The organism is Agrobacterium vaccinii (assembly GCF_021310995.1).
Classification (GTDB): domain Bacteria; phylum Pseudomonadota; class Alphaproteobacteria; order Rhizobiales; family Rhizobiaceae; genus Agrobacterium; species Agrobacterium vaccinii.
Map to the genome: position 1 here is coordinate 2,805,081 of NZ_CP054150.1, position 21,850 is coordinate 2,826,930.

Consider the following 21,850-nt stretch of genomic DNA (forward strand, 5'->3'; position numbering starts at 1 on the left):
ACCCAACTCCCCTTTTTTCTTAACCTCATGGAGGGACTGAACCATGCAAGCTGAATTGTTAAGGGTAGACCAATCACGGTCACCCGAAGAAAGTCCGAGACCGGACCGGTCAAGGAGCGATTGCCCCGTCTTATTGTCGCAAAGGCTCGTTCTGCGTAAGCCCCACGAAGAAGACATTGACGCCCTTGCCCATCTTGCCAACAACGCCAACATTGCGACCATGGTGTCGCGTATGCCGCACCCTTACACGGCCAAAGATGCCACGGATTTCGTGCGACGTGCAAATGTGGGCGAGATTGGCAAGTGCGTCTATGCGATTACCCGCATGGAGAACGGCGAGTTTATGGGCTGCTGCGGGCTGGAACCGCAGGAAGACGAAAAGACGCTCGAAATGGGCTACTGGCTGGGTGAGCCCTACTGGAACAGAGGTTACACCACCGAAGCGGCCCATGCCCTGATCGACATGGCGTTTCGGACCCGTGATATCGACCAGATCGATGCCCGTTGCCGCGTCACCAACCTCGCATCGCGCCGCGTCATACAAAAGTGCGGCTTCCAGCTTCAGGGTTCCGGCATGGTCGGTTCGCTGGCGCTTGGCGGCATGGTTCCGGTTGAATGGTACAGGCTGGATCGCAAGACATGGGTCTCGCTCAGAAGTTGGGGAGATGTGCGATGAGCACGGCTCAGTCGATGCGCTCTCCAGCGGCTGCGCAAAGCCCCTGCCCGACATTGAACACTACCCGTCTGGTGCTGCGCCCGCAGCGCCTTTCGGATGCGGGCAGCATTGCGGAATCGCTCAGTGATTTTCAGGTCACGCGCATGTTGGCGCGGGCTCCGGCGCCCTATTATAAGCAGGATGCGCTGGAGTGGTTGATCCTTCGCACATCCGGCACTCTGCCGGACTGGGATTTTGCGATAACCTGCGGCGATGACACTCTGATCGGCGCGGTCTCGATCGAAAGGCTTCATGACGAGTGGCGCCTCGGCTACTGGCTGGGTCGCGCCCATTGGGGCAAGGGCTACATGACCGAGGCCGTGGCGGCGGTCGTTAAGCATTTCTTCGAGCACAAGCCCGGCGAAGTGCTCTATTCCGGCATGTTTGCTGACAACCCGGCCTCGTTGCGCGTGCAAGACAAGATCGGTTTTCACATCATCGGATGCAAGGAAGTCTACGCTGTTGCCCGGGCAAGCATGGTCACGCATCTGGACACCGCACTGACGGCAGAAGCATTTCACGCAGCCCGACCGTGAAGAAATCGAAACAAGGCCGGTTTCAGCGCAAACCGGCCTTGCCCTATCGGCTCTTGCACCACGATAATCTTTGACCTTGAGAGCCTGCGCCTATATTTGGATCGGCAGATCCTTTTTTTTAAAAAAGCAAGACCGCATGCCATTGCTGGAATTGCCACGAAGCTGACAGAACGGCCAAGACGATGAAATTTCTCGATGAAGCAAAAGTTTACATTCGCTCCGGTGATGGCGGCGCAGGCGCCGTGTCGTTCCGGCGTGAAAAATTCATCGAGTTCGGTGGCCCTGACGGCGGTGACGGCGGACGCGGCGGTGACGTGTGGGTCGAGGTCGTCAACGGCCTCAACACGCTAATCGACTTCCGCTTCCAGCAGCACTTCAAGGCCACCATCGGCCAGCACGGCATGGGCAAGACGCGCACCGGCGCCAAGGGTGCCGACGTCGTCCTGCGCGTACCCGTCGGCACGCAGATTTTCGAGGAAGACAACGAAACCCTGATCATGGACCTGACCAGAGAAGGCCAGCGCTTTCGTCTGGCCGCAGGCGGCAATGGTGGTTTCGGCAATGCCTATTTCAAATCCTCGACCAACCAGGCACCAACCCACGCCAATCCCGGTCTTGCGGGCGAGGAAAAGACGATCTGGCTTCGCCTGAAGCTGATTGCCGATGCCGGTCTGGTCGGTCTGCCCAATGCGGGCAAGTCCACCTTTCTGGCCACGGTCACGCGCGCGCGCCCGAAGATCGCCAACTATCCCTTCACGACGCTGCACCCCAATCTGGGCGTTGCGACCATCGATGGACGTGAATTCATTCTGGCTGACATTCCTGGTCTGATCGAAGGCGCGCATGAAGGTGTCGGCATCGGCGACCGGTTCCTCGGCCATGTCGAGCGCACCCGCGTTCTGCTCCACCTCGTTTCCGCGCAGGAAGAAAACGTCGGCAAGGCCTACAAGACGGTCAAGAAAGAGCTTGATGCCTATGGCGGCGGGCTGACGGAAAAGCCCGAGATCGTGGCGCTTTCGCAGATCGACGTATTGGACGAGAAAGAGCTGAAAAAAAAGGCGAAGGAATTGGAAAAGGCCTGTGGCCGTCCTCCGCTTCTTCTGTCTGCCGCAGCTCATATAGGTATGCTGGAAGCCCTCCGCGAGCTTCGTGACATCATCGTATCCGACAGCCGTGGCGGCGACACTGCCATGCCGGATCGCTCCATGCCAGTGGAAGACGAGATCGAGGATGGAGACGACCGCCTATGACAGCGGCGCGAAAACCTCTCGGCAAACATCACCGCATCGTCATCAAGATCGGTTCTGCCCTGCTGGTTGACCGCACAAGCGGCCTCAAGACCGATTGGCTGGATGCGATCTGCGAAGATATCGCGGCGCTGAAAAAGAATGGCGCGGACGTGCAAGTCGTATCATCAGGGGCGATTGCGCTGGGTCGCACCGTTCTGGGCCTGCCTTCCGGCGCCTTGAAGCTGGAAGAAAGCCAGGCAGCCGCGGCGGTTGGCCAGATCGCGCTCGCACGCGCATGGTCGGAAAGCCTCTCGAAGCACGATTTCGTCGCCGGACAAATTCTGCTGACGCTGTCCGACACGGAAGAGCGTCGCCGTTATCTCAACGCGCGCGCGACCATCAACCAGTTGCTGAAGATAGGCGCTATTCCGATCATCAACGAAAACGACACGGTTGCGACAACGGAAATCCGTTATGGCGACAATGACCGTCTCGCAGCACGCGTGGCCACCATGACGGGCGCAGACCTTCTGATACTGCTGTCTGATATCGATGGGCTTTACACCGCTCCGCCGCATCTCGATCCCGACGCGCAGTTTCTGGAAACCATTGCGGAGATTACCCCTGAGATCGAGGCCATGGCCGGTGGTGCAGCGTCGGAACTGTCGCGTGGCGGCATGCGCACCAAGATCGATGCGGGCAAGATTTCGACAGCAGCCGGTTGCGGCATGATCATCGCATCGGGCAAAACACTCAAGCCGCTGACGGCCATTGAACATGGCGCGCGCTCCTCGTGGTTTGCGCCGTCAGGCACGCCCGTCACCGCCCGCAAGACCTGGATTGCCGGGCAGCTTCAGCCTGCCGGTGAGTTGCATGTGGATGCAGGTGCCGAAAAGGCGCTTCACGCCGGGAAAAGCCTCTTACCCGCCGGTGTGACGCTGGTGAAAGGCAATTTCGGACGCGGTGATGCGGTTGCCATCATGGGCGCACAGGCGCGCGAAATTGCCCGTGGGCTTGCCGGTTACGACGCCGAAGAGGCAAGGCAGATCAACGGACACAAGTCGAACGAGATCGAGGCGATCCTCGGTTATGTCGGTCGCGCCGCGATGATCCATCGCGACGATCTCGTCATGACGGGCGTGTCCGTCAAAGTAAACAATACGAAGAAGGATGAGGTCGATGCCTGAACAGGCCGTGAAGCAGAGCCATGATTTGGAAACGCTGATGATGTCCATCGGCGCTCAGGCAAAGGCTGCTTCGCGACCGTTATCCATCGCTTCTGCCGACCAGAAGAACCGCGCCCTGCTGGCCATGGCCTCTGCCATCGAAGCGTCACGCGACCGTATTATGAATGCCAACGCCAAGGACGTGGCGGCAGCGACGGAAGCGGGTGTTGCGGCATCTTTCATCGATCGCCTTAAACTGGACGAGACGCGCATTGCAGGCATTGCAGAGGGCATCCGCTCCATCGCGGCGCTCGCCGATCCCGTGGGCGAAGTAATCGCCGCCTGGGATCGTCCCAATGGCCTGAAGATCGAACGTGTTCGCACCCCGCTTGGCGTCATCGGCGTGATCTATGAAAGCCGTCCGAACGTGACAGCGGATGCAGGTGCTTTGTGCCTCAAGGCAGGCAACGCCGTGATCCTGCGTGGCGGCTCCGATTCGCAATACTCATCGCGCGCTATCCATGCCTGCCTCGTGGAAGGTCTGAAGATTGCTGGACTTCCAGAGCATGCGATTCAACTCGTGCCGGTGACGGATCGCGCGGCAGTCGGCAGTCTTCTGGGCGGTCTGGGCGGCACGGTGGATGTGATCGTTCCACGCGGCGGCAAAAGCCTCGTCGCTCGCGTGCAGTCCGAAGCCCGCGTTCCCGTATTTGCGCATCTGGAAGGCATCTGCCACGTCTATGTCGATCAATCTGCTGATCTCGACATGGCCAAGCGCATCGTGCTGAACGCCAAGATGCGCCGCACCGGCGTTTGCGGTTCGGCAGAAACACTGCTGGTCGATACCGCTGCCGTATCGACGCATCTGGAACCATTGGTCAGCATTTTGCTCGATGCCGGATGCGAAGTGCGTGGCTCCGAGATCGTGCAGCAAGCCGTCGAAGGCGTGAAAGCGGCAACTGAAGAAGACTGGCGCACGGAATATCTAGACGCCATTATTTCGGTCAACGTCGTGGACGGCATTTCCGGCGCCATCGCACATATCGGTGCATACTCTTCCAACCATACGGAAGCTGTGATTGCCGAAGATGCCGAAGTCGTTGCGCGCTTCTTCAACGAGATCGACTCGGCAATTCTTCTGCACAATGCCTCGACACAGTTTGCCGATGGCGGCGAATTCGGCATGGGCGCAGAAATCGGTATCGCAACCGGCAAGATGCATGCGCGCGGCCCGGTGGGTGTCGAGCAGCTCACGTCCTTCAAGTACCGTGTGCATGGCACCGGCCAGACGCGAGCCTAATCATTGGAAGACAATGCCGGTCTGGACAAGCGCTATCTGACCATGCCGCACACGGAGCGCGGCATGGTGATCGGCCTGTTCGGCGGGTCGTTCAACCCGCCACATGCGGGCCACGCACTTGTTGCCGAAATCGCCCTACGGCGGCTTGGGCTCGACCAGCTCTGGTGGATGGTCACGCCCGGTAATCCATTGAAGAACAAGGCCGATCTCGCGCCGCTAAAGAACCGTATCGAAGCCTGTGAAACGCTGATCAGCGATCCGCGCGTCAAGGTCACGGGGTTCGAGCAATCTCTCGGCGTCAGCTATACCGCTCATACGCTGGCCAAGATCAAGGCGCGAAACCCGCATGTCCGCTTCATTTGGATCATGGGGGCAGACAATCTGCGCACATTCCATCGCTGGCAGAAGTGGCGCAAGATCGCTGAAACATTCCCCATCGCCGTGATCGACAGGCCCGGCGCCACCTTGGCCTACCTCTCATCCACCATGGCGCAGGCGTTCAGCCACGCCCGGATCGATGAAGACGACGCGGGCGTTTTATGGACGAAGACCGCGCCCGCCTGGGTTTTCATCCACGGCCCTCGCTCCACGTTGAGTTCCACGGCCCTGCGCAACGACAAAGTATGCAGCCTACAGTCCGATGCCACATCTTGAAAAGTTAAGACTTTGATGCCAACTTTAGTCTGTGGCGTAAAGAATCGCTGCACAGTATCTGGTTTGTCATTTTCGGAAGGGAAAAACACTGACAACAGTACACACCAAGGGAAGAGCTTTCAGCGTTCTCCCAAAAGGCCAGGAGAGTGGCGATTATGCCGCCCGCCGCGCCCTTGACACCGTTCTCGCCAGCGTCGAGGACTCCAAGGCAGAAGACATCGTTTCATTGAACATTGCCGGTAAGTCGGCGCTTGCAGATTACATGGTCGTAGTCTCCGGGCGGTCGAACAGGCATGTTTCCGCGATCTGCGAACACCTGATCTCCGACATGAAAGATGATGGTTTCGGCCATTCCCGTGTCGAAGGCCTTGAGGCCGGAGACTGGGTCGTGATCGACGCCGGCGATGTCATCATTCACGTGTTCCGTCCCGAGGTCAGAGCCTTCTACAACATCGAGAAGATGTGGGCTGCGCCTGATATCGAGGAAGAAACGCTTCACTGATACAGCTTCCAGGGCCGACACCATCTGTCGGCCACATGGAAATCTGTTACCTGTCCTGATAGAAGCGCGCCTGACAAGGTTAGCGATAGGGATGGATGTGTGAATGCGGATTTCAATCTTTGCTGTGGGACGACTCAAATCCGGCCCTGAGAAAGACCTTGCATCGCGTTATCTCGACCGTTTTGCAAAAACCGGCCCGGCCATCGGGCTGGAATTCTCACGTGTGATCGAAGTGGCCGAAAGCAGGGCCTCGAACGCAGAAACACGCAAACGCGAAGAAGCGGCGATGCTGGAAAAGCATTTGGCCGACGGTGCCGCTCTTATTCTGCTGGATGAGCGGGGCAAGGCATTGGACAGCCCAGGCTTTGCAGACCTTTTCGGAACGATGCGCGACAGCGGCAAGCGCGACCTCGTGATAGCCATAGGCGGAGCCGACGGGCTCGACCCATCCCTTTACGACAAGGCATCGGCGGTGCTGTGCCTTGGCAAACTCACTTGGCCGCATCAACTCGTGCGCATACTGATTGCCGAACAGATGTACCGTGCTGTCACGATTTTGTCGGGCCATCCGTATCATCGGGTATGACGGCCATCATCTCGACATGCTGAAAGTCCCTATTGGCGCAAATCGGCGAAGCAGCGTATGGTCGCCAATCCCGTCGATTGCGAAGACCCGGTTGCGATGATCCAGACATGCAGAAAATACAAATGGGCAGCTCTTTCGAGCCTGATCCTCACTGCATGCACGGTTGCTTTTCAGCCGTCCGTCACCTTGGCGCGCGACCCGGATGATCTCAGCGCTCCATCGGCCACACAGGAAAACCTGGCGCCAGACGAACTGGACGCGCTTGAAAAGCGCCGCGACCAGAACCGGCAGGATTTGCAGGAGCTGGTCGACAGCATCGGCCTTTCCGAGGACAAGACCCGCCAGTTGCAGGAAAGCATCGCCGCCCTTAATCAGGACACCGTCCGCATCAAGGATGAATTGATCGCGTCCGCGCAGCGTCGAAAAGACCTCGAAGACAAGATCAATGATGGCGAGGACCGTCTGGCCAAGCTGAACATCCGCGAGGATGGCGTGAAAGCATCCTTACGCGAACGGCGCGGCGTGCTGGCTGAAGTGCTGGCCGCGTTGCAACGCATGGGCCGCAACCCTCCCCCCGCTTTGCTCGTCTCGCCGGAAGATGCGTTGGCATCCGTGCGCAGCGCCATTCTTCTCGGCGCCGTCGTTCCGGGCATCCGGTCGGAGACCGAGAAGCTCGTCTCCGCTCTCAAAGAGTTGACCGACCTGCGACAGGCCATCGCCGGTGAGAAAGAACAGTTGACCACCACCATGACCGCGAGCCTTGAAGAGGAAAAAAGGCTCGATCTTTTGCGTCTGGAAAACGAGAAGCGCAACACCCAGACCGCAAGCGAACTGGAAGCAGAACGCAAGCGTTCTGAAGAACTTGCGAGCAAGGCGACCAGTCTGGAAGGGCTGGTGTCATCGCTTGAAAACGAGATATCCTCGGTGCGCGAAGCCAAGGAAAAGGAGCGTCTGGAACAGGAAAGACTAGCCGCCTTATCCCAGTCTGAACGCGATAAAGTGCAAGCCCAGACCGACGCCGGAATGCCCGATAAAAACCGCATTGCGCCCGCATATCCGTTTTCGACTCTGAAGGGTAAATTGGCTTTGCCGGTTTCTGGAGATGTGCTTCGACGGTTCGGCGATGCCGACGGTACGGGACACTTTTCAAAGGGAATGGTGGTGGCGACAGGCCCTGAAGCTCTGGTAACGGCGCCCGCGGACGGCTTCGTGGTTTTTGCCGGAGAGTTTCGCAGTTACGGCCGCATGATTATTCTCAATGCCGGTGACGGCTACCATTTGGTTCTGACGGGCATGGACAATGTGAGGACGAGGCAGGGCATGTTTGTGTTCTCTGGCGAACCCATCGCATCCATGGGCGCAAAAAGAGTGGCAAGTGCTGCTGCATTGGCGCTGGAAACTGACAGGCCGACGCTTTACATTGAATTCAGGAAAGACGGCGTACCGGTTGATTCTCAGCCATGGTGGACCGCAAAAAATACCGGAAGGGCGCGTAATGATTCGTAAGGCTTCACTTCTCCTCATCGGTGGACTTATGGGTGCCACAGCGATGAGCGTCATCTATTCGGCAAGCATGCCGGCACAGGCTGCCGGTCCTTCGACTTACAAGGAACTGTCGATTTTCGGTGACGTATTCGAGCGCGTTCGCGCCCAGTATGTGACGCCCCCGGACGATAAGAAGCTTGTCGAAAACGCCATCAATGGCATGTTGAGCTCGCTCGATCCGCATTCCAGCTTTTTGAACGCGCAGGACGCCAATGACATGCGCACCCAGACGAAGGGTGAATTCGGTGGTCTCGGCATCGAAGTCACCATGGAAAACGAGCTAGTCAAGGTCATCTCGCCAATGGATGACACGCCTGCTGCGAAAGCGGGCATTCTCGCTGGTGACTTCATTTCCGAAATCGACGGCCAGCCAGTCCGCGGGCTGAAGCTCGAAGAAGCCGTCGAAAAGATGCGCGGCGCGGTCAAGACACCGATCAAGCTGACGATCATTCGTCAGGGTGCCGACAAGCCGCTCGACATCAGCGTGATGCGCGAAATCATCGCTGTGCGCGCCGTCAAGTCGCGTGTCGAAGGCGGCGACGTCGGTTATCTGCGCGTCATTTCCTTTACGGAAAAGACCTATGACGATCTCGAAAAGGCGATCAAGAAGATCAAGGAAGACGTACCCGCCGACAAGCTCAAGGGCTACGTCCTCGATCTGCGTCTCAACCCGGGTGGTCTGCTCGATCAGGCGATCAACGTCTCCGACGCCTTCCTGGAACGTGGCGAGGTTGTCTCGACCCGCGGTCGTAACCCGGAAGAAACCCGCCGCTTCAACGCGACGGCTGGTGATCTGACCGATGGCAAGCCGGTGATCGTTCTCGTCAATGGTGGTTCGGCCTCTGCGTCCGAAATCGTGGCGGGTGCGCTCCAGGATCTTCGTCGTGCGACGGTTCTCGGAACGCGGTCCTTCGGCAAGGGCTCCGTGCAGACGATCATCCCGCTCGGTGATACCGGTGCGCTGCGTCTGACGACGGCGCTCTATTACACGCCATCGGGCAAGTCCATTCAGGGCACAGGCATTACGCCTGACATCAAGGTCGATCAGCCTCTGCCGGAAGAGCTTCAGGGCCGTGTTCGCGCCGAGGGCGAATCGAGCCTGCGCGGCCATATTCAGGGCCAGAGCGAAACGGACGAAGGTTCAGGTTCTGCAGCCTATGTGCCGCCGGAAGCCAAGGATGATATCCAGCTCAACTACGCGCTGGACCTCTTCCACGGCATGAAGACCGACCCTTCCTTCCCGCCGAACCCAGACAAGGCCGTGGTCAACAAGCAGTAAGGACAGGAGGCATGGAGAACGCTCCATGCCGTTCGCCCCGCGATAACGTCAGCCACGGATAGTTCATTGCCTTCAGACCTGCGCAAACCGCTTATGGGTCGACAGAGAAAGAAAAGCGCCGGATCGTTCTGGCGCTTTTCTGCGCTCAGTGCTTTAGTCGTGATCGCAATTGGTGGAATTGGCGCTTTGTCGGTCTATAGCGCGCTATCTCCCGGCAATCTCCAGAAAGCTTCGACCGCACCCGATGTCGCGCTGGACGGCGGTAAGACCGATACATCTGCCCAAGCCCAGCCCGACAAAGGCTCGGTGGACCCGCTTGCACCTCAAAGCGGGCAGTCTGGAGCGAATGTTCAAAGACAGACGATGCCTGACGGCAACGTGGTTTCGACGTTTTCACCACGGCAGCGTGAGGGCGACGGACCCGTTCTGATGACCGGACAGACCTATGGGCAAGACCCCAGACTTGCTGCGCAGCCCAACGAAGATTTATTGGAAGACACGGCTTTCGGCAGGCTGCCTAAGGTGAGCGCAGACGGTCTGCGTCCCATGGAGCAGTATGCAAGACCATGGTCCGGGGCCAGAGGAACGCGCATCGCTATCATCGTGGGTGGATTGGGTCTCAGCCAGACGGGAACCCAGAAGGCGATCCGCGATCTGCCGCCTGAAGTAACCCTCGGCTTTGCTGCGAGCGGAAACAGCCTGCAACGCTGGATGCAGGAAGGCCGCCGCGAAGGTCATGAAATTCTGCTTCAGGTGCCGTTTGAGCCCTTCGGCTATCCCGGCACCAATCCGGGACCCGATACGTTGCTCGTCGCCGGGCCAGCCAAGCTCAATCTGGAACGTCTGCACCGCGCCATGGGTAAGATCACCAATTACACCGGCATCATGAATTATCTCGGCGGGCGGTTCATGGCAGATGAAAAGGCTCTGGAACCTGTTATCAAAGACATCGGCCAACGGGGTCTCCTGTTCATTGACGATGGTTCTTCCGCGCAGTCGAAAAGCGGACCCGTGACCAAGGCGCTCTCCACTGCCGCTGGATTTGCCGACCTGCAACTTGACGACCAGGTCAACGAAAATGCCATCCTGCGCAAGCTCGATGATCTGGAGCGAATCGCTCGACGCAACGGCACCGCCATTGGCGTTGCCTCCGCCTTTGACGAAAGCATTGGTGCCATTTCGAAATGGTCAGTCGAGGCCGCAGCCCGAGGCATCGAAATCGTCGGCGTTTCCGCGCTTGTCTCAGAGAAGACCGAACAGTAAGTCTCTGACACTCTCAATCTCAGAAAAGGCCGATACGATGATCAAAGCAGACGATCTTCCCTACCGTCCCTGTGCCGGTATCATGGTGCTCAACGCGCAAGGTTTGGTCTGGGCCGGACGGCGTATTTCCCAAGGCAATTCAGAGTTCGATGGTTCTCCGCAACTGTGGCAGATGCCACAGGGTGGCATTGATGAAGGCGAGAAGCCTCTGCTCGCTGCCATCAGAGAACTCTATGAGGAAACGGGTATGAAGACCGTCTCGCTCCTCGCAGAAGCACGTGACTGGATTCATTACGACCTGCCACCGCAGCTGATCGGTGTTGGCCTTCGAGGAAAGTATCGCGGACAGGCACAGCGCTGGTTTGCGTTCCGCTTCGAGGGCGATGAAAGCGAAATTCAGATAAACCCACCACCGACAGGCCATGAGCCTGAATTCGATGCCTGGGCGTGGAAACCAATGGAAAGCCTGCCCGACCTGATCGTCCCCTTCAAACGCGGGGTCTATGAGCAGGTGGTGGCCGAGTTCAGACATCTCGCAGACTGATGATACAAAAAAGGCGGCTCGAATGCCGCCTTTTTCATTTTAACGATGACAGTCTTATTCGGATTCTGCAGCGTCGGCAGAGTCAGCGTTGAGCTGACCATACTTGCTCTCACCAATCTTGTTCAGGAGGTCGAGCTGTGTCTCGAGGAAGTCGATATGGCCTTCTTCATCGATGAGCAGCGTTTCGAAAAGCTTCATCGAAACATAATCACCCGCATCGTGACAGATATCGCGTGACTTCTTGTAGGCCGTGCGGGCGTCGTATTCGCCAGCGAGATCGGCTTCCAGCACTTCCTTCACATTCTGACCGATGCGCAGTGGCGCGACGGTCTGAAGGTTGGGATGGCCTTCGAGGAATATGATACGATCGATGATCTTGTCGGCGTGCTGCATCTCTTCGATGGATTCGGCACGCTCTTTCTTGGCGAGCTTTGTGTAGCCCCAATCGTTCAGCAGCCGGTAGTGCAGCCAGTACTGGTTGACTGCGCCGAGCTCGAGGAACAAAGCCTCGTTAAGCTGCTCGATGACTCTTGTGTCGCCTTTCAATGTCCGCTCTCCTGTTGTCTTCATGCAATTGTCTCAGGCGGGACATAAAATCAAAAACATCGGCTTCCGTCGAGTGGCGACGTGCATGATATTCTTCTGTGGTCTTGATAATTAGATCGACGACAGTGGGAAAGCAGCCGCAGCAACGGCCACGCTTGGCCATAGCGTGATACACTTTGGCGGGCACGATCAACTGCCAACAGTCCTCATCGAGCATCTCGTTGATGACGTCATGAATATCGTTATCGGTGATGTAATTGCAGCTGCAAACGAGCATGGATCATTGCCTGTGTGACGCAACACTTTGTTTTCACTCTTAAACCAAAACAGGACACTGAGTGTCAAGTAAAACCTCTAATATTAAGAAATACGATATATTAGACTCGTTCTAAACTTTACAAAAACCCTCTTATTTTCATTTATTTAGCTGTCATTGATCTGCAAAAAATCACGATCAAATTTATATGAGCTGATGCATACCAAGCCTTCGCGATCACGGAAAGTTTACTGGATCAAGCCTGTCGGCTGGCTACCTCATGCAAAATACTGCCCGCCATTGGCGGTGAGCGTCGACCCCGTAATGAAGCCCGCTTCGTCTGAAGCGAGAAACAGCACGCAGCGGGCAATCTCTTCCGGCTCACCCAACCGCCCAACCGGTATCTGCGGCAGAATGCGATCGTTCAGCACGTTCTCAGGGATGGCGCGCACCATTTCTGTTCCGATATAGCCGGGGCAGATCGCGTTGACGGTGATGTTGCGCGCTGCGCCTTCCTGCGCCAGAGCCTTCGTCAGGCCAATGTCTCCAGCCTTTGCCGCAGAGTAATTCGCCTGTCCCGCCTGCCCTTTTTGGCCGTTGATGGAGGATATGTTGACGATACGTCCAAAGCCACGCTCACGCATTCCGGGCCAGACAGGATGCGTCATATTGAATGCGCCGGTCAGGTTCGTGTCGATCACATCCCGCCACTGCTGCGGCGTGATCTTATGGAACATGGCATCGCGGGTTATACCGGCATTGTTCACCAGAACCTCCACAGGGCCAATATCGCTCTCGACCTTGGCAATGCCCGCCACGCAGGCATCGTAATCTCTAATATCCCAGCAATAGGCCGGAATGCCGGTATCGCGACGAAACTGCTCGGCGCGATCTTCAGTGAAAGCGTAGTTGACGGCAACCCTGTAGCCAGCGGCATGAAGTGCCTTCGCTATGGCTGCGCCAATGCCGCTGGTTCCGCCCGTTATCAATGCAACCCGGCTCATATTAAGGCCTCCTGTCATTCACTGTGTCAGCCTTTAGCGCATGTCGCCTCAAAACCTGTTGCTGTCTTGCGATAACGGCGTGCGTCACATTGGAGGCCATCATGGCATTTCGATGATCGGGGGCGCTCACATGCCCTCGATACACATCGCAACACCCATGCCGCCGCCGATGCAAAGGGTAACCAGCCCCTTCTTGGCACTGCGTCGCTTCATCTCGAACAGCAAGGTGTTGAGAACGCGCGCGCCGGATGCGCCGATGGGGTGACCGATGGCGATGGCCCCGCCATTGACGTTGACGATTTCGGGGTCAAGACCCAGATCACGCACGACGGCGCAGGACTGCGCCGCAAAAGCCTCGTTTGCCTCAATCAGATCAAGATCGGAAACAGACCAGCCAGCCTTGGCAAGCGCCTTGCGAGACGCAGGTATTGGACCCGTCCCCATGATTTGTGGGTCAACCCCGGCGGTGGCCCACGAGGCGATGCGACCCAAAGGCTGAAGACCACGCTTTTGCGCTTCGGCTTCGCTCATCAGAAGAACGGCGGCGGCGCCATCGTTGAGGCCTGATGCATTGCCAGCCGTAACCGTGCCTTCCTTGTCGAAAGCAGGCCGCAGTTTCGTCAGCGTATCGAGTGATGCACCCGCACGAATATATTCGTCTGCATCAATGGTAACGTCGCTTTTCCGACCCTTGATGATGAAGGGTACGATCTCGTCTGCAAACCGCCCGGCGGTCTGCGCCGCCTCCGCACGGTTCTGGGAGGTGACGGCGAACTGGTCCTGATCGTCTCTTGAAAGCTGCCACTGCCGGGCGATGTTTTCAGCCGTTATCCCCATGTGGTAGCCGTAGAAGGCATCGGTCAGGCCATCTTTCAGCATGGTATCGACCATTTTGAAATCGCCCATTTTGACGCCGCCGCGCAAATGCGCGCAGTGCGGCGCCATCGACATGGATTCCTGACCACCTGCTACAATGATCGACGCGTCACCGGTGGCGATCTGCTGCATACCAAGAGCAACCGCACGCAGACCGGAACCGCAGAGCTGGTTGATGCCGAATGCCGTCGCCTCCTGTGGCACGCCTGCCTTCATCGCCGCCTGACGGGCCGGGTTCTGGCCCTCGCCCGCCGCCAGCACCTGACCCAGAATGACCTCATCGACCTCGTTGGGTCCAACGCCTGCTCTTTCCAGCACCGACTGGATGACCGCGGCACCAAGCTCATGCGCAGGCGTGATGGCAAAGCTGCCGTTGAACGAGCCAACTGCCGTGCGTGCTGCACTGACAATGACGATTGAAGTCGAGGTCATAACTGTATCTCCCATTTTGCGCCGCGAGATTGGCAAAGCTTTGCACGCAAGTCAAACCGCCATGAATGTCCCTGTCGACCATACTTTCAGGGACCGTAGAACACGAATGCTGCGCAAAAAAAGTGACTGCTGCATCGCACAAACCGTTTGTCAGAACGGTTGATTTCAGCATAGTCTTAAAGATGGGAAGAGCAAAAACACCTGATAAAAAGAATATACCGGCATCGCGAGGAGGCGAGCATGGCAAAACACACTGGCGAGACCATCATCAAGAAATATGCCAACCGCCGACTCTATAACACCGGCACGAGCACCTATGTGACGCTGGAAGACCTGGCGAAGATGGTCAAACGCGGCGAAGAGTTCAAGGTTCAGGACGCCAAGACATCTGAGGACATCACCCATGCGGTGCTGACGCAGATCATCGTCGAGCAGGAAGGCAAGACCGGAAACACCCTGCTACCGACGGCTTTCCTGCGACAACTCATTTCCTATTACGGCGACCAGATGCAGATGGTCGTGCCGACCTTTCTCGAACATTCGATGAAGACATTTTCCGAGCAGCAAAGCCAGATGCAGGACCAGATGGCGAAAGCTTTCGGTGACACATCGGCGTCGAAAAACTTTGCGACACCCTTTGGCTTCATGGAAGAACAGGTCAAGCGCAACACGGAGCTCTTCCGACAGGCCATGCAGGTCTTCACGCCATTCCCGGTGCCGCCTGTGCCCAAGGAAACCAAGAAGCCTGATGCGTCCGAAATCGATGAACTGAAGTCCCAGTTGCGCACGCTCCAGACCAAGCTCGATCAACTCTGACGCGCCTCGGCCCTCTCTGGCACGCGAAGCAGAAGAAGAAAACCAGCGCCGAGAAAAATGGTGAGCATAGCCATGCCCAGATGGGCCGAGCCGGTGGCGTAGGTCACGATGGAGAAGGATAGCGTTGCCATGAAACTGGTTGCCCGACCGGAAAGCGCGTAGATTCCGAAGTAACGGCCCGCTTCCGCTATCGTCACGTTGCGGGCGAGATAAGAGCGCGACGATGCCTGCACGGGCCCGAAGGCAATGCCGATCAGCATGCCGTAGACCAGATAGGCTTTCTCCGCTCCGCTGGAAAACAGTCCTTCATGAGCGCCGACGGGAAGCGCCAGCAGCCCGAACAATGTGGAATCGGTCTGGGTGGAGACGATGCCGAGGGTCGCTGCCAGGAGCAGCGTCAGAGCGATCAGCACCGTGTTTCGCGAGCCGAGCCGCTGGTCCACACGGCCAGCGGCAAGGCAACTGCCGATAGCGACGATGTTGAGGATGATGCCATATATGCCGATTTCCATCGTGCCCCATCCAAACAGGCCAGCGGCAAAAGCACCACCAAGGATCAAAACGCCGTTGACGCCGTCTTGATACAGCATTCGGGCGATGAGAAACCGCATGATGGTTGGCCGTCCCTTGAGCTCCCTAACGGTCGCCTTCAGTTCCGTGAGGCCGGAATGAACGGCTTTTGCCAGAGGCAAACCCTTCTTCACATCTGGCGTGAAGAAAAACATGGGCAGGATAAAAACCAGATACCAGAGCGCAGAAATCGGGCCGGTGATGCGCGCATCTTCTCCTGCTGCGGGATCGAGCCCGAAGAGAGGCGGAATTCCAAGAATGGTCACGCCCGTGCCTGGAGACGCCGCCAGAAACAGCACGACAAAAATCAGCACCACCATACCGCCGAGATAACCAAGTCCCCAGGCCGTATTGGAAATGCGCCCGACATTTTGCGGTGTCGTCAGCCTCGGCATCATGGAATCGTTGAAAACGATCGAAAACTCCGCCGCAATCGACGCCAGTATCATGAACGTAACAGGCCAGATGATCGCAGAGCCGGGTGCGGCAAACCACAGCATCGACAGGCTGGCGATCTTGAAGGTCGCGAAGAATGCGATCCACGGCTTTCTCGAGCCGGACTGGTCGGCAATGGAACCGAGTATGGGAGAGAAAATGGCTATGACCACAGACGATATGGTCGCCATATTGCTCCAGGTCGTCTGCGCGGAAATTGGATCAGCCGTCAGCCGGGCAACGAAATAGGGCCCAAAAATGAAGGTAGTCACGACAGTGAAAAAGGGTTGGGCCGCCCAGTCGAAGAGCATCCAGCCCCAGATACCGCGTTTCGTCACGGTCTCTTCGGTCGCAGGGGAAGATGAGGCCATGCGTCACCCTTTCGGCCGCTTTGGTATTCGTAAAACTGCCCGGCATTTTCGCCGGGCAGCCAACGTCTGATATCAGACGTTTCGCGCCTGGACTATATCCGAAAGCAGACCGGCGGCAACAGTCAGACGTGCAAGGTTCGTGTCACCGCTGTCGCTCAAGGCCGCAAGCTCGGAGACGATGCGATTGACCCTGACACGGTCGGCTGCATACCAGGCCTGCACCGGGTTCTTCTCCTTGGCATGTTCCGTCAGCGCAGAGATGACGATGCGGCGACGTGATGCGGAAATCTGGTCCTGACTGCGCAGCAGAGCAAGACTTTCATAATGATCCGCCGGCGTGACGCGCTGACCGGCATCAAGAAGCCGTGCAACACGGAAGGTAACCGAAACAGCTCCATAGCTATCCGCCGCACGGGCAAGGGTCGTATTGGCCTGTTCGGCAATCAGCATGATCTCCGGCACGTAGACGAGAAGGGAAAGCGTTTCCAATTCCCGCACCAGTTCCGGTGCAACGCCATCAATCTGCGTAAAGCCAACCTCTTCCTTGTACTTGGCGGCACCGGGCGAGAGCGACTTTATCGCCGTCTTCAACTTGCCGATCTCATCTGTCATGGAGCCCGAAACGGTATTTGCCGTCTGCAAATAAAGCCGCGTCGCGTCCGTGTAGATGCGCGCAACCATGGCATAGAGCCCGTTCTGCACATCGCCGGATATCAGGCCGTCGAGCTGGTCGATCTCGCTCCAAAGCCGTTTGAGACCAAAACCATCCTCAACGATCATTGCCGCTTTGACGACGGCCGGGGCCAGCATGCCGCTGGCATCCACAAGCTTCTGTACGAAGCCCGGACCACCCCTGTTGACGACCTGGTTGGCCAGCGATGTCGCGACGATTTCCCGGTGCAGGCGATGGCTGGTGATGTCAGCCGCATAGGTCTTTTGCATCTTGCTCGGGAAATAATCCGTCAGCAGATGTTGCAGATAGGGCTCGTCCGGCAGCGAGCTCGCCACCAGCGTATCGAACAGCGTCAGCTTGGCATATGACAGGAGAACGCCGATCTCGGGCCGGGTCAGAGGCTTTGCCGCCGCGTAGCGTTCGGCAAACTCTGCATCATTTGGCAGCGTTTCCACCTTGCGGTTCAACTGACCGACCGCCTCTAAGGCGCTCATTAAGCGACCAAGCTCCTCGCGGTTTTCCGTTCCCCGGCGCTCCGTCAGCGATATCGCCAGCGACTGAAGGTAGTTGTTGCGCAGCACGAGCTGTGCGACCTCCGTCGTCATCGAGGACAGCAACTGGTTGCGCTTGGCCAGGGTCAGACGACCATCATTGACGGGCGATGCAAGGGCGATCTTGATATTGACCTCAACGTCAGAGGAATTCACGCCCGCCGAGTTGTCGATAGCGTCCGAATTGCATCGGCCACCGGCAAGCGCATAGGCAATGCGTGCCTTTTGCGTAATGCCCAGATTGGCCCCTTCACCAATGACCTTGGCGCGCACCTCGGTCGCATTGACACGGATCGGGTCGTTGGCGCGATCACCCACCTCGGCATTGGTTTCCACCGCAGCCTTGACGTAGGTGCCGATGCCGCCAAACCAGAGCAGGTCGACTGGTGCTTTGAGGATTGCCGTCATGATCTCGAACGGTGTTGCCACCAGCTTGTCAAGACCGATGGCACCAGCCGCTTCCTGCGTGAGCGTCACGGATTTTTCCGACCGGGAAATAATCATTGCGCCTTGAGACAGGGTCGAACGATCGTAATCCTGCCAGCTGGACCGGGGCAGATCGAACAGGCGCTTGCGCTCCGCAAAGGATTTGGCGGTGTCGGGTGTCGGATCGATGACGATATCGCGGTGGTCGAAGGCTGCAATCAGCTCGATTTTTTCAGACAGCAACATGCCATTGCCGAAAACGTCGCCAGACATGTCACCGACACCGACGACCTTGAACGGCGTCGTCTGGATATCGGTGTCCATCTCGCGGAAGTGCCGCTTCACGGTTTCCCAGGCACCACGCGCAGTAATGCCCATCTTCTTGTGGTCATAACCGGCAGATCCGCCGGATGCGAAAGCATCATCCAGCCAGAACCCTGCCTCCCGCGCCAGACCGTTGGCTGTATCCGAAAATGTCGCCGTTCCCTTATCTGCTGCGACGACGAAATAGGGATCGTCCCCATCCAGTCTCAGCGTGTCGGCAGGCGGCACGATATCATCGCCGACGATGTTGTCAGTGATCGACAGCAGCGTGCGAATGTAGGTCTGGTAGGCGTCCTTACCGGCAGTGAATATTTCATCACGGCTACCGCCAACCGGCAAGGTCTTCGGGAAAAAGCCGCCCTTTGCACCGACCGGCACGATCACGGCATTTTTTACCTGCTGCGCCTTGACCAGTCCCAGCACTTCCGTGCGGTAGTCCTGACCGCGATCCGACCAGCGAAGTCCGCCACGGGCAACCTTGCCGAAGCGCAGATGAACGCCTTCGACCTCTGTGCCGTAAACGAAGATTTCCCGGAACGGGCGCGGGTCCGGTAGGCCGTCCAGCAGCTTCGGATCGAATTTGAACGCCAGCATCGCCTTCGGCGACCCATCTGCATTGCGCTGGAAATAATTGGTGCGCAAGGTGGAGTCGACAGCGTTGACATAGCGGCGAAGCGTGCGGTCCTCATCGAGATTTGGCACGCCGGATAGCGCCGCTTCGATTGCCTTGTGCACATCGGACAGTTTGCGCAGACGTGGCTTTTCGCCCAGCTTGGGGTCGAAGCCATGGGAAAAGAGTTCGAATATCTGCGCGGCGATGGCGGGATATTTGAACAGGGTTTCGGAAATATGCTCCTGAGAATAGACGATCCCCGTCTGGCGCAGATAGCGGGCGTAGGCACGCAAGACAGAAATTTCGCGCACATCGAGACCGGCTGCGAGGATCAGGCGATTGAAGTTGTCATTATCGACGCGGCCATCGAATGCGGCGAGAAACGCCTCTTCCAGCCGTGGTCCATAGATCGCCAGATCGAGCTTGACGCCCGGCTGGGCCTTCAACTCCATATCGTGCAGTACGATGGTGCGCGTCTCATCGCCAGAGACGACACCCACATCGAAGGTACGCTCGCTGATGACACTGAAACCAAGATTTTCGAGCAGCGGCACACGCCGGGAAAGCGGCAGATGGCCATCCCGATGGAAAATCTTCAGGGACAGCACGCCATCTGCTTGGTCTTCACGGCGATAGAATTCGATATGAACGGGCTCGCCGCCAGCGGTGGCCAGGATATCGGCCATGTCACCGATGGCTTCATCTGGGGTGAAGGCTTCCTGATACGCCTGATCGACATCCAGCACCGGCGCACCGGCTGGCGAAAGTGCCACGAAGTGATCGATCCAGCGCGCCGCGATATCACCGACAGCATCCTCGAGCTTGTCCTGAGCGATCCGCGGCGTCTTGTCGTTGGTGCGCCCGACGATGAAATGCACGCGCGCGACTGCCCCTTCCGGGAAGGCCGGATAATAGGCCGAGATGTGGCCATCATAGACATCAGCCAGATACTCGCCGATCTTCTCGCGGACGTAGGAATTATATTCCTCACGCGGCACGAAGATGATGACCGAGACAAAGCGGTCGAAACGGTCGATACGCGGCAGGACGCGGACGCGTGGACGGTCGCTCAGCTCCATGATCTGCTCGATAAAGCGGATCAGGAGATCCGTGTCGATCTGGAAGAGGTCGTCACGTGGATAGGATTGCAGCGTGTTGTGCAGAATGCGGCCGGAGTGGCTGTTGGGGTCAAAGCCGAAATGGTGCTCCACCTCTGCGACCTTGGCACGCAGAAGCGGGATCTGGCGGACGGAGTGGGTATAGGCCGTCGCCGTGAAAAGACCCACGATGCGCAACTCGCCAACGACATTGCCATCCTCGTCGAACCGCTTGATGCCGATATAGTCCATATAGGCACGACGGTGGACGATGGATTTGACATTGGCCTTGGTGACGATCAGGAAATCGGGGCCATCGAGGAAAGCGAGGATTTCGGGCGTCGTGGTGACCGCATCCTTGCCAAGCCGCAACACGCGAACATTCGGGTCGGTTAGCGTGCCCAAGCCACTGCCTTCGCCGCGCTCGACGCGGGCATTCTTGCCGGTGCCGGAATAGCTGTAGTCGCGCATGCCGAGGAATGTGAAGTTATCGTTCCGCAACCACTCCAGAAAGGCGACGGCTTCGTTCCGCTCCGGCTTGCGGCGACTGGAGCCACGGGCTTTCAGTTCTTCAAGCGCTTCATCGAGTTTTGCCAGCATCGGCTTCCAGTCGCTGTAGGCCGACTGAACCTGCGACAAAACGAAGCGTATTTTTTCTTCGAGAATGTCGGCAGCCTGCGCGGTCGCAGGTGCAATGTGAAGCTGGATGACACTGATATTATCTTCTGGCGCATCCATCTCTGGGTCAGCCAGACGATATCCCCCCGGCGCCGAGGCATCGGAAACCATGATCGGATGGACTGCCAAATACAGGTTACGATAGCTGCTGGTGACTTCGCCCATGACGGAATCATACAGGAAGGGCATGTTGAGACCGATCACGGTCAGAACAGAAACCTGAACATCACGCGGATTGACGCCTTCTACTTGCGAAATTCCAATATAAGGCTCGTTCTTTTTCCAGTGCGCCAGTTGCGCTGCTGTATGCGCCGCTGCGGCTGCCAGCATCTCTGGGGAATAATATTGAATATCATCTCCACTTGCCCGACCGAAGACAACGGTCGGGTCGATGAAGGGCTTGCCGGATGCTTCCGCCAGTTTTCTGGATTTTTGGAGTTGTTTGTCGCGTTTTGGATTGTTCCGGTAGCCCATTTTACCTTTTTCCTCCCGAAGAGTGAGGGTTTATGAAAGAAAATCAAAAAATCCTGTCATTTCCATCAAATTCGAATCGGATATTGGCGCGGAATTATGAATAGTTTAAGTGGGCAGCAATGCTTTAAACGACATCTGCAAATTTTATTCGATTGAAAGAGTGGCTCACGGGCCGCGACTGCATTTCAAAAGTATCAATTGAGCATTTTCTGTTAATGTCCGGGCGACCCTATTGTGACGCCATAGTCACGGTTGAAGCAAATTATTGATTTCCACGTATTTTTGTGGTAGACCTATGAAACTGATCCACAGCGTGGCATTTGCGTGCCCAAAAACACCACGAAAGCAACTCATCACTTGCACGCGGTTTCCGTGACATATCGAACGTT

Annotated in this window: 19 protein-coding genes; 13 read left to right on the forward strand and 6 right to left on the reverse strand. The window is 57.4% G+C overall.

Annotation, left to right across the window (positions count from 1 at the left end):
- Positions 1 to 43: 43 nt before the first annotated feature.
- The 12 genes from HRR99_RS13705 to HRR99_RS13760 all read left to right on the forward strand — a co-directional run bounded on the left by HRR99_RS13705 (position 44) and on the right by HRR99_RS13760 (position 11,319).
- Entirely contained in the window at positions 44 to 676 is a 633-nt protein-coding gene (locus HRR99_RS13705; protein WP_233122117.1) for a GNAT family N-acetyltransferase, read from the forward strand.
- The gene (locus HRR99_RS13710) at positions 673 to 1,251 is read left to right on the forward strand and encodes a GNAT family N-acetyltransferase (RefSeq protein ID WP_233122118.1); all 579 of its coding nucleotides are present in this window, start codon (positions 673 to 675) and stop codon (positions 1,249 to 1,251) included. Before HRR99_RS13705 ends, HRR99_RS13710 begins: the two co-directional genes overlap by 4 nt.
- 182 nt (positions 1,252 to 1,433) lie before the next feature.
- Positions 1,434 to 2,501 carry a GTPase ObgE gene (gene obgE, locus HRR99_RS13715; protein ID WP_111840448.1) on the forward strand — a complete coding sequence of 356 codons (1,068 nt, stop codon included), beginning with the start codon at positions 1,434 to 1,436 and terminating at the stop codon, positions 2,499 to 2,501.
- Entirely contained in the window at positions 2,498 to 3,667 is a 1,170-nt protein-coding gene (gene proB, locus HRR99_RS13720) for a glutamate 5-kinase (protein ID WP_233122119.1), read from the forward strand. Before obgE ends, proB begins: the two co-directional genes overlap by 4 nt.
- On the forward strand, positions 3,660 to 4,946 hold the full coding sequence (locus HRR99_RS13725; protein ID WP_233122120.1) for a glutamate-5-semialdehyde dehydrogenase: 1,287 nt from the start codon (positions 3,660 to 3,662) through the stop codon (positions 4,944 to 4,946). The genes proB and HRR99_RS13725 overlap by 8 nt, the downstream gene beginning before the upstream one ends.
- Before the next feature lie 42 nt (positions 4,947 to 4,988).
- Complete coding sequence (locus HRR99_RS13730; protein WP_233123508.1) at positions 4,989 to 5,600, forward strand: nicotinate-nucleotide adenylyltransferase; 612 nt, start codon at positions 4,989 to 4,991, stop codon at positions 5,598 to 5,600.
- A gap of 58 nt (positions 5,601 to 5,658) precedes the next feature.
- Positions 5,659 to 6,102 carry a ribosome silencing factor gene (gene rsfS, locus HRR99_RS13735; protein WP_233123509.1) on the forward strand — a complete coding sequence of 148 codons (444 nt, stop codon included), beginning with the start codon at positions 5,659 to 5,661 and terminating at the stop codon, positions 6,100 to 6,102.
- 103 nt (positions 6,103 to 6,205) lie between these two features.
- Complete coding sequence (gene rlmH / locus HRR99_RS13740) at positions 6,206 to 6,688, forward strand: 23S rRNA (pseudouridine(1915)-N(3))-methyltransferase RlmH (protein WP_233122121.1); 483 nt, start codon at positions 6,206 to 6,208, stop codon at positions 6,686 to 6,688.
- 57 nt (positions 6,689 to 6,745) lie between these two features.
- The gene (locus HRR99_RS13745) at positions 6,746 to 8,194 is read left to right on the forward strand and encodes a murein hydrolase activator EnvC family protein (RefSeq protein WP_233122122.1); all 1,449 of its coding nucleotides are present in this window, start codon (positions 6,746 to 6,748) and stop codon (positions 8,192 to 8,194) included.
- Positions 8,184 to 9,512, forward strand: a complete 1,329-nt coding sequence (locus HRR99_RS13750) for a S41 family peptidase (RefSeq protein ID WP_233122123.1) — start codon at positions 8,184 to 8,186, stop codon at positions 9,510 to 9,512. Before HRR99_RS13745 ends, HRR99_RS13750 begins: the two co-directional genes overlap by 11 nt.
- Before the next feature lie 66 nt (positions 9,513 to 9,578).
- The gene (locus HRR99_RS13755) at positions 9,579 to 10,775 is read left to right on the forward strand and encodes a divergent polysaccharide deacetylase family protein (protein WP_233122124.1); all 1,197 of its coding nucleotides are present in this window, start codon (positions 9,579 to 9,581) and stop codon (positions 10,773 to 10,775) included.
- Between the two features lie 37 nt (positions 10,776 to 10,812).
- Complete coding sequence (locus HRR99_RS13760; RefSeq protein ID WP_233122125.1) at positions 10,813 to 11,319, forward strand: RNA pyrophosphohydrolase; 507 nt, start codon at positions 10,813 to 10,815, stop codon at positions 11,317 to 11,319.
- A gap of 54 nt (positions 11,320 to 11,373) precedes the next feature.
- On the opposite strand, the gene bfr is transcribed toward HRR99_RS13760, so the two are convergent.
- The 4 genes from bfr to HRR99_RS13780 form a co-directional block, all read right to left on the reverse strand.
- Positions 11,374 to 11,865 carry a bacterioferritin gene (gene bfr, locus HRR99_RS13765; RefSeq protein ID WP_162694605.1) on the reverse strand — a complete coding sequence of 164 codons (492 nt, stop codon included), beginning with the start codon at positions 11,863 to 11,865 and terminating at the stop codon, positions 11,374 to 11,376.
- Positions 11,831 to 12,142: a (2Fe-2S)-binding protein gene (locus HRR99_RS13770; protein WP_233122126.1), complete on the reverse strand. Its 312-nt coding sequence runs from the start codon at positions 12,140 to 12,142 to the stop codon at positions 11,831 to 11,833. Before HRR99_RS13770 ends, bfr begins: the two co-directional genes overlap by 35 nt.
- Positions 12,143 to 12,399: 257 nt before the next feature.
- The gene (phbB, locus tag HRR99_RS13775) at positions 12,400 to 13,125 is read right to left on the reverse strand and encodes an acetoacetyl-CoA reductase (protein WP_233122127.1); all 726 of its coding nucleotides are present in this window, start codon (positions 13,123 to 13,125) and stop codon (positions 12,400 to 12,402) included.
- A gap of 126 nt (positions 13,126 to 13,251) precedes the next feature.
- Entirely contained in the window at positions 13,252 to 14,433 is a 1,182-nt protein-coding gene (locus HRR99_RS13780) for an acetyl-CoA C-acetyltransferase (protein WP_233122128.1), read from the reverse strand.
- A 240-nt stretch (positions 14,434 to 14,673) separates the two neighbouring features.
- Between HRR99_RS13780 and phaR the strand changes: the two genes are divergently transcribed.
- Positions 14,674 to 15,249, forward strand: a complete 576-nt coding sequence (gene phaR / locus HRR99_RS13785) for a polyhydroxyalkanoate synthesis repressor PhaR (RefSeq protein ID WP_233122129.1) — start codon at positions 14,674 to 14,676, stop codon at positions 15,247 to 15,249.
- On the opposite strand, the gene HRR99_RS13790 is transcribed toward phaR, so the two are convergent.
- On the reverse strand, positions 15,240 to 16,625 hold the full coding sequence (locus tag HRR99_RS13790) for an MFS transporter (protein WP_112499037.1): 1,386 nt from the start codon (positions 16,623 to 16,625) through the stop codon (positions 15,240 to 15,242). The genes phaR and HRR99_RS13790 overlap by 10 nt on opposite strands.
- A gap of 72 nt (positions 16,626 to 16,697) precedes the next feature.
- Positions 16,698 to 21,461: an NAD-glutamate dehydrogenase gene (locus tag HRR99_RS13795; protein WP_233122130.1), complete on the reverse strand. Its 4,764-nt coding sequence runs from the start codon at positions 21,459 to 21,461 to the stop codon at positions 16,698 to 16,700.
- Between the last annotated feature and the right edge of the window lie 389 nt (positions 21,462 to 21,850).

Coding starts and splice junctions, on each gene's coding strand:
- HRR99_RS13705 (WP_233122117.1), top strand. CDS start 44: ATGCAAGCTGAATTGTTAAGGGTAGACCAATCACGGTCACCCGAAGAA.
- HRR99_RS13710 (WP_233122118.1), top strand. CDS start 673: ATGAGCACGGCTCAGTCGATGCGCTCTCCAGCGGCTGCGCAAAGCCCC.
- obgE (WP_111840448.1), top strand. CDS start 1,434: ATGAAATTTCTCGATGAAGCAAAAGTTTACATTCGCTCCGGTGATGGC.
- proB (WP_233122119.1), top strand. CDS start 2,498: ATGACAGCGGCGCGAAAACCTCTCGGCAAACATCACCGCATCGTCATC.
- HRR99_RS13725 (WP_233122120.1), top strand. CDS start 3,660: ATGCCTGAACAGGCCGTGAAGCAGAGCCATGATTTGGAAACGCTGATG.
- HRR99_RS13730 (WP_233123508.1), top strand. CDS start 4,989: ATGCCGCACACGGAGCGCGGCATGGTGATCGGCCTGTTCGGCGGGTCG.
- rlmH (WP_233122121.1), top strand. CDS start 6,206: ATGCGGATTTCAATCTTTGCTGTGGGACGACTCAAATCCGGCCCTGAG.
- HRR99_RS13745 (WP_233122122.1), top strand. CDS start 6,746: ATGGTCGCCAATCCCGTCGATTGCGAAGACCCGGTTGCGATGATCCAG.
- HRR99_RS13750 (WP_233122123.1), top strand. CDS start 8,184: ATGATTCGTAAGGCTTCACTTCTCCTCATCGGTGGACTTATGGGTGCC.
- HRR99_RS13760 (WP_233122125.1), top strand. CDS start 10,813: ATGATCAAAGCAGACGATCTTCCCTACCGTCCCTGTGCCGGTATCATG.
- HRR99_RS13770 (WP_233122126.1), bottom strand. CDS start 12,142: ATGCTCGTTTGCAGCTGCAATTACATCACCGATAACGATATTCATGAC.
- phbB (WP_233122127.1), bottom strand. CDS start 13,125: ATGAGCCGGGTTGCATTGATAACGGGCGGAACCAGCGGCATTGGCGCA.
- HRR99_RS13780 (WP_233122128.1), bottom strand. CDS start 14,433: ATGACCTCGACTTCAATCGTCATTGTCAGTGCAGCACGCACGGCAGTT.
- phaR (WP_233122129.1), top strand. CDS start 14,674: ATGGCAAAACACACTGGCGAGACCATCATCAAGAAATATGCCAACCGC.
- HRR99_RS13790 (WP_112499037.1), bottom strand. CDS start 16,625: ATGGCCTCATCTTCCCCTGCGACCGAAGAGACCGTGACGAAACGCGGT.
- HRR99_RS13795 (WP_233122130.1), bottom strand. CDS start 21,461: ATGGGCTACCGGAACAATCCAAAACGCGACAAACAACTCCAAAAATCC.